This window comes from Gracilibacillus oryzae (genome assembly GCF_009498735.1).
Taxonomy (GTDB): domain Bacteria; phylum Bacillota; class Bacilli; order Bacillales; family Amphibacillaceae; genus Gracilibacillus; species Gracilibacillus oryzae.
The window spans coordinates 54,511-61,070 of the sequence record NZ_ML762427.1; the positions used below are offsets into that span (position 1 = coordinate 54,511).

General features: G+C 39.7%; 1 protein-coding gene and 3 pseudogenes. All 4 read right to left on the minus strand.

The window, feature by feature from the left end; genetic code table 11:
- Positions 1 to 636: 636 nt before the first annotated feature.
- Positions 637 to 1,575: an ornithine carbamoyltransferase gene (gene argF, locus F9U64_RS07170; RefSeq protein ID WP_153402334.1), complete on the minus strand. Its 939-nt coding sequence runs from the start codon at positions 1,573 to 1,575 to the stop codon at positions 637 to 639.
- Positions 1,572 to 4,768 (minus strand): annotated as a pseudogene (gene carB / locus F9U64_RS07175) (carbamoyl-phosphate synthase (glutamine-hydrolyzing) large subunit). The gene argF and the pseudogene carB overlap by 4 nt, the downstream one beginning before the upstream one ends.
- Positions 4,761 to 5,808: pseudogene (locus F9U64_RS07180) on the minus strand (carbamoyl phosphate synthase small subunit). The pseudogenes carB and F9U64_RS07180 overlap by 8 nt, the downstream one beginning before the upstream one ends.
- A 363-nt stretch (positions 5,809 to 6,171) precedes the next feature.
- Positions 6,172 to 6,560 (minus strand): annotated as a pseudogene (locus tag F9U64_RS22880) (argininosuccinate lyase); the annotation flags it as partial.

Sequence of the window (6,560 nt, forward strand, 5' to 3'; positions counted from 1 at the left end):
ATCGTCTTCTTTACTAAAGCACTGCGGACTGCTAACTTTTCCAAGTTAAGGAGGATTATGAACTAGTGTATGGCAACAATTCAGGAGATTGGTTCTTAAAACGAAGATTATGATTAATGAAGAAGATCACAATTTGATTTTCTATACGTTATCCGGATTCATAATGCTGTCCTGATTATTTGTTTTCTAAAAACAGGATTTATCTTTTCTCTAATTAATCTCAGGTTCCTGCTTTGGAAGAGAGACTTTCAACGAAATAAATGATCGTGCCCAAACTTACCTTAAGTGACGCTGCCTTTACACGGTAATATTCGTTCCACTCATTATTCTAGAAAACCATGAAAAGCTGGGGGAAAATGCGAGACTCCTATGGGAAAAGCGCGAGCTGAAAATCCACTTGGTAAAGTGACCTTCTTTACCAAGTTAGCAGACCGACGTGCCCATGGTAAAGAAGACACTACTCAAGTGCAATTTGCTTGAGTAGATGTCGCCCTTATGCCTGTGGTGAAAGCGAGTATTTTTCCCCAGCGGTAAGCTAGCACTATCTATTTTAGTACATAAGTGAATGACAAACTTGTGTATTTATTGTTCGTTACTTAGATTAACTACCTTTGTTACGCCTCAACCTCTTTCCCCTTACCCCATCAATGCAACCATCAATGCTTTTTGTGCATGAAGTCTGTTCTCTGCTTCCTGGAATACAACAGACTGTGGTCCATCTATAATTTCCGATGTTACTTCTTCCCCTCTATGTGCTGGCAAGCAGTGCATGAAGATTGCATCATCTTTCGCATAAGAAAACAGTTCAGTATTCACCTGGTATGTCGCTGCAAATGCTGTTTCACGTGCCTTTTGCTCTGCTTCCTGCCCCATACTTGCCCAAACATCAGAATAAATGACATCCGCATCTTTCACTGCTTCAATCGGATCTTCTGTTACAAGTACCTCTGTTCCTTCAGCAAATGATTGTGCAAGTTCCTGAATCTCCTGCTTAGGCTGGTAGTCTTTTGGTGCAGCAATTGCCACATCCAATCCCATTTTCGCACATCCAATCATTAAAGAATGAGCCATATTATTGCCATCACCAATATAAGCAAGCTTTAATCCTTCTAATTTTCCTTTTGTTTCTTTGATTGTCTGCAAGTCTGCTAATACTTGGCATGGATGATAATCATCAGTTAAACCATTAATCACGGGAATTGATGCATTTTCCGCTAAATCTTCCACATCTTTTTGCGAAAAAGTACGGATCATAATCCCATCCAAATAGCCTGATAATACTTTTGCCGTATCCGAGATTGGCTCTCCTCGCCCAATTTGAATATCATTTGAGCTTAAAAACAATCCGGTCCCGCCAAGCTGATAGATTCCAGCTTCAAAGGATACACGCGTCCGGGTAGAAGATTTTTCAAAGATCATTCCAAGGGTTTTCCCTTTTAATGGTTCATAAATTTCGCCATTTTTTCTTTTTTGCTTGATTTGGGCAGCCAATTCTAAAATATATGCAATCTCTGCTTTGGAATAGTCTGCTAAGGTTAGTAAGTCTTTGCCTTTTAATTTCTCTTTAAAACTCACGCTTCGGCACGCTCCTTTACATTCTCTATATTCTGGTCCTGTCGGTATGTCTGGATCGATGCAGGCAAGTCTAACTCTTGCTTCGTTGCCTGAAGGTATGCAGTTAGTGTGTCATTTGATGTAAAGCATAATGTGTCAGATTTCAAACCAGCTTCTCTTAAAGAAACGTGCTCATCTTTTTCTCCCGTACGATTTGTATCAGCAATAAAGACATACTGCTCATTCATACAATTCTCTTCTGCTTCTTCCACGCTAATAACATCCTTCGTTTGAATGCCAGCATTGATTAACAGGTCACTTGTTCTTGGATCTGCTACAATTTCTGCTTCTGTCGCTTTTAGAACTTCTGTAAGTTCATCATCCAATTTCGTTAAAGATAAGAAAATGACATCATTTGCCGTTACAGCTTTTAAACTATTTTCTTTCCAGCCGAACGCTTTCGCCATTGCTTGCTCGACTGTTGTACCAATTCCGATTGCTTCACCCGTTGACTTCATCTCAGGTCCGAGAATCGGATCGACACCTGGCAGCTTGTTTGTTGAAAATACAGGCATTTTCACAGCATAATATGGAACTTCTTTATGCAAGCCAAGCTTCCATTCCTGATCCTTTAATGATTCACCCATTTGCACTCTTGTTGCAAGGTCAACCATCTGGACACCCGTTACTTTGCTGGCAATCGGAACCGTTCGTGAGGCACGCGGATTTACTTCTAATACATAGACAGTTTCGCGGTCTTCACTTAATACAAACTGTATATTCATAATTCCTTTTACATTTAATGCTTTCGAGATAAGCTTTGCATATGTTTCAATCATCTGCTTATGTGTTTCTGTTAAATTCGGTGCAGGGAAGATGGCAACACTGTCCCCTGAGTGAATACCTGCTTTTTCCACGTGTTCAAATATACCAGGGATCAAAATATCTTCTCCGTCACAGATCACATCAATTTCGACTTCATAACCTTCAATATAGCGATCAATCAATAATGGGAAGATACGGCTGTCATGAGCTTTCTCCTGCAGATCAGCTAAATATTCAACAAGCTGTTTTTCATTGTGCAAAATAACCATCCCTTGGCCGCCAATAACATAAGATGGACGTAATAAGATTGGATAACCAATTTTTTCTGCCACTGCTTTGGCATCATCTACTGCCATTACAGTATCTCCAGGAATATGCGGAATGTTCAGTTTTTGCAACAGCTGATAAAACAAATCTCGATCTTCTACTGCTTCAATTGATTCTAATGCCGTTCCAGCAATGGTTACTCCTGCCTTTTGCAGGCCATCTGCTAAATTGATGGCTGTCTGCCCGCCAAATTGTACAAGTACACCCTGAGCTTTTTCTTTCTCCACAATATGAAGCACATCTTCTACTGTCAGCGGTTCAAAGTATAAATGATCGGCCGTGTTGAAATCTGTACTGACTGTTTCGGGATTGTTGTTGATAACAACTGCATCGATTCCCTGTCCTTGCAAGGATTTCGCTGCATGTACCGAGCAGTAATCAAACTCTACCCCCTGGCCAATACGGATCGGACCGGAACCTAATACAACCATCCGCTTGTTGCCAGTTAAGGCTTCAACTTCATCCCATTCGTTCCACGAACTGTAGAAATACGGTGTCTCGGCAGAAAATTCAGCTGCACATGTATCGACCATTTTATAAGATGGAGCTAATTGATCCTGTTTAATTTTTTGCTGAATTTCTTTTATATCCACTTTTAACAGTTTAGCTAGAGTAATATCAGAAATGCCAAATCCTTTTATTTCCTTTAGATCCTGTGCATCGATTTCTTCAAGACTCTTTGAAGCAATTTCCTTTTCCTTCTTAATCAGTGCTTCCAATTCATATAAAAAGTAATTATTAATCTGTGTTATATCATGGATTTGATCGACTGTCATTCCGCGTCTTAATGCTTCTGCTACAACAAACAGTCTTTCATCAGTTGCTTTATCCAGTTCATAATGCAATTCTTCTTCAGATAATTTCTCCACACCTGGCAGATGAAGGGAATCTAAGCCGATCTCAAGCGAACGAATCGCTTTATTAATTGCTGTCGGAAAATTACGGGCAAGTGCCATAACTTCTCCAGTTGCCTTCATCTGTGTTCCTAACAGACGATCAGCTTGCGTAAATTTATCGAAAGGCCAGCGCGGAATCTTTGCCGCAATATAATCAATCGCTGGTTCAAAGCTGGCATAAGTATCTCCTGTAATCGGATTGATTACTTCATCCAAATGGTAACCCAATGCTACCTTTGCAATGCACTTGAACGACTTACACGAGGGTTTACTTCAATAATAATATAATCATCATTTTCCGGATTTAAGGCAAATTGGATATTACAGCCGCCAATTACGCCAAGTTCACGAATTACCCTGACAGAAGAGGTACGGAGCATTTGATACTGACGATCTGTTAATGTCTGAGAAGGTGCGACAACAATACTGTCTCCAGTATGGACACCAACCGGATCAAAATTCTCCATATTACAGACTATAATACAAGTGTCGTTGGAATCACGCATAACTTCATATTCGATTTCTTTCCAGCCTTTTACACTTTGTTCAATTAACACTTGATTAATCGGACTATAATGAAGACCGTTTTTTACAATTCGGCGCAGTTCTGATTCATCATCAGCAATCCCCCCGCCGGCACCACCTAATGTATAAGCAGGGCGAACGATCATTGGGTATCCGACTTTACCGGCAAATGCCACGGCATCTTCAACAGAAGAAGTCGATAAGCTTTCAGCGATTGGTTCCCCAATATCTTTCATCATCGATTTAAATATTTCACGGTCTTCCCCTTTTTGGATGGTTTCAAGCGGAGTTCCGAGTAATGTTACATCATATTTCGCCAAAACACCTGCTTCATCTAATAAAACCGCCATATTTAGACCAGTCTGTCCGCCTAATGTTGGTAAAATGCCATCTGGTCTCTCTTTTTCGATAATTTTCGTAATCGAATCACAGGTTAATGGTTCTAAATAGACTTTGTCTGCAATATTTTCATCTGTCATAATCGTAGCTGGATTGTTGTTTACTAAAATAACTTCAACGCCTTCTTCTTTCAGTGCAAGACATGCTTGCGTACCGGCGTAATCAAACTCGGCTGCCTGACCAATAACAATTGGCCCTGAGCCGATTACTAATACTTTCTTTATGTCATCTAACTTAGGCATGCTGTTTCTCTCCCTTAGTAATAAACTGCTGGATAAAATCTACGAATAGCTGATGTGTATCGATAGGGCCCGGATGAGCTTCAGGGTGAAATTGGACAGACATCAATGGCTTTGTTTTATGTTTTAAACCTTCTACAGATTTATCATTCACATTTACATGAGAAACGTACCAGTTTTTCATGTTAACAGAGTCATAGTCTACAACATATCCGTGATTCTGTGATGTAATCATTACTTTGCCAGTCTGTATATCTTTGACTGGATGGTTGCTTCCGCGGTGTCCATATGGCAAACGCTTTGTTGTTGCACCATGCGCTAATGCAATCAATTGATGACCTAAGCATATCCCCATTGTCGGGAAGCTTTCTGATATACGTTTAATATTTTCTGATAGGTTAGCCAAAGCTTTTGGATCACCAGGGCCGTTGGATAATAAAACACCATCCGGATTCAACATCTGGATCTCAAGAAAACTTGCATTATAAGGCACTACTGTTACATCACAACCCAACTCTAATAGCGAATGGGCAATCGAATGTTTATAACCAAAATCCATTACGACAACATGAGGAGCAGGCGTACTTGCTGGATTACTAGTTTTATAGCTGACCTTCTCTTTAACAGAAACAGCTGCTACAATTTCCGGATTAACATATGTGTGAATTGGTTTGTCAGCTGGATCATCTGTTATCTTCCCATAAACTTCGCCCTGTTCACGGATGATTCTGGTTAAAGCACGAGTATCCACACCTGACAGTGCCGGTATATGATATTTCTCAAGCATTTCCATTAATGTATTCTTCGATTCATAATGTTCCGGATTCTCACTTGGAGTGGAAACAATAAACCCTGCCAATGACGGTTCGATATGTCATTGTTACGATTTGCCCCGCATAAGACGGGTCTGTCATAACTTCCTGATAACAAGTCATTGCTGTATTAAAAACCAGTTCACCTTCCATTTGTTTCGGTGTGCCCAGCCAATTTCCTTCCAATACATCTCCTGTATTTAAAACAAGATATCCCTTTGTTGTTTGCATTACTTTCTCCTCCTTGTCAGACCGAGAATGTGCCTTCTATTTTATACATGTGTATCGTCAGACCACACGTTTATTTTCTATAATTATACTATAATATTTATATTTATGCATTAACTAGATAAAAAATTACGCTAACTTCTTATTTATCAGCATCGGATCCGGGCAGAGATGTTATTTCAATCTGTGCCAATACCTATATTATGTTGAAGGGAATGACATGTGCCTATCACTTTAATCTGTTATCCCCTTCCTTATACCACCTATGCTAAAGGTTAAACTTACTTTTTTAAAAAATGTTATCGTTCATTTCAAAAGAAAAACTAAGCCTCTCGCTGGAGGCAGAGACTTAGTTTCTATTATCACTTATTTTGTTAAGACATTTACCTTTTCAGCAAATTCCTCAATCCATTTCTTACTGTCTGCCAGCCTGCTGCTTGATTGATTTAATTGTTCTTCTACTCTGTTTTTCGCTGTTCCGCCAGCAATATCTCTTGCATTTACTACGGTCTCTGGTGCAAGTACATGATAGATATCCTCTTCAATTAACTCAGAAAATTCTTTGAATTCCTCTAGTTTTACATCTAATAAATACTTATTCTCCTGTATGCAGTGAAGTACTACCTGCCCCACAACTGCATGAGCTTCACGGAATGGCAGATCTTTATTCACAAGGTAATCAGCCAAGTCTGTCGCATTGGAGAAATCCTCCGCCACAGCTGCATACATGTTGTCTTTCTTCACTTCCATTGTAG